This window comes from Nitrosopumilus sp. S6 (assembly GCF_054515815.1).
The window spans coordinates 1-1,693 of the sequence record NZ_JBTNRI010000024.1; the positions used below are offsets into that span (position 1 = coordinate 1).

1 protein-coding gene is annotated in these 1,693 nt (G+C 34.6%); it reads right to left on the reverse strand.

Features of this window, described 5'->3' with window-relative positions; genetic code table 11:
- Window positions 1–1,693: hypothetical protein (locus ACX12B_RS09650; protein WP_459353797.1), on the reverse strand; the 1,693-nt coding region annotated here is incomplete at both ends.

Sequence of the window (1,693 nt, forward strand, 5' to 3'; positions counted from 1 at the left end):
CAGACAATTCAACAAAACCAGTGACCAAAGTATCGGATTCATCAATTTCACAAGTAGTAGGGCCTGGGCCCTCACAACCAGTTAAAGTTGCAGGATCATTTGCCACATACCATGGTCTTGCTTCAGTAAATACAATTGCACCATCACTAATATCCATAGGTCCCAAGTCATACAAACTTGGGAATACAAATGGGACAGAATAAGTATACCTCACGGCAGTTCTATCATCAATCAAATCTTTAGTCCATGTGAGAACTTTTCTATCTCCAAGGGTTATAACACTAGCATCAGTTTGTACTTCAAGTACGGCAGGAATTGTTTCAGTTATTACGATTGTATCTTTACCGGTAAAGGATTCAATGTTAATTACTACATCAAAGGAATTTGGATTAATGGTAGGATCTATCTTGGATTGTGCAGTTCTAATGACATCATATTCTACAAATGATGCTACATCAAATGTTGTGTAAAAATCAGTTTCAATCCCATCAGCTTCTGCACGAATGTAAATATCATATACTCCATCTACATGATCTGTTTGATATGTTGCAGTATAAAGTCCAATTTCATCACCATTAGTAATTCCACTTTGTGTTGATAGTGTAGTAATTTGATTTGCGGGACTAGTTACAGTCATAAAAATATCTGCACCACTTATTGGGTGGCCTTCTGAATCTAATACAACGATAATAAATTCGGCAACATCACCTGAGTAGTATGTACTTTTTGCAGTGTTAAGCGATACCAAACCCCATGCAAACTCTTCCTCAACAGTATGCGTTTCACCATTTATGCTAAATGTTGTTTTGAGTTTGTAAATACCAGGGGTGATAATATCTTCAGGAAGAAGAGTAATTGTGAATTTACCATCTCTGTTCTTTTGAATTTGTGATTTAATATCTACTTTGTTTCCTTTGGAGTCATAAACATCAGTATTGATTTCTGTTTTGTCATCTTTCCATTTTCCATTTTGTATTTTATCAAATGTGTCAACATCTGTAATCTTTTTTGCATCATCGCTTGATTTGTCTAATTTTGCAGATTGTGTCTTGTCATTTGCATGGAGTTTATTTGATGTTGATTTGATTTGGTTTAGTATTGTTTTGAGTTGTTTCTTTAGATCTTTTACCGTTTCTTCATCGATATTTCCTGATTCTTTCAATGATGATGCTTGTAACTTTAATGCTTCAAGTTGTTGTTTTAATGAGGTTAATTCTGTTTTTGTTTGCTCTATGTTATTTCCATTTGCAGCATCAGCAGATGGTAAAAATAATTCAATTGAAAATATCATTCCAAGTATAGAACTAAATGATTGTGTTGATAGTGTTGAATCATCTTCTAGTGCTACAAGACTAGATTCAGTTTCAACAAGTAATAGTTCTGCAGCTGATTCTATCTCTTCAATTTCAGAGAGTAGGGCATCATATTCATCAAAGAATTCAAGTTCAAATGTGGCATCTTCAGATAGTTCAAATGTTTCTTCAGTAGAATTTAATATAGGATTTTCAAGTAATTCTGGCTCAGACAATACTAATTCAAAAGTTGAATCTACAATCGAATCAAGTACTCCAGGTTCAGGATCCATTGTGAGGTCATCTACTCCAGGTTCAGGATCCATTGTGAGGTCATCTACTCCAGGTTCAGGATCCATTACAATTGGTTCTGTAGATGTGGCATTGATGAGTTCTGTAGA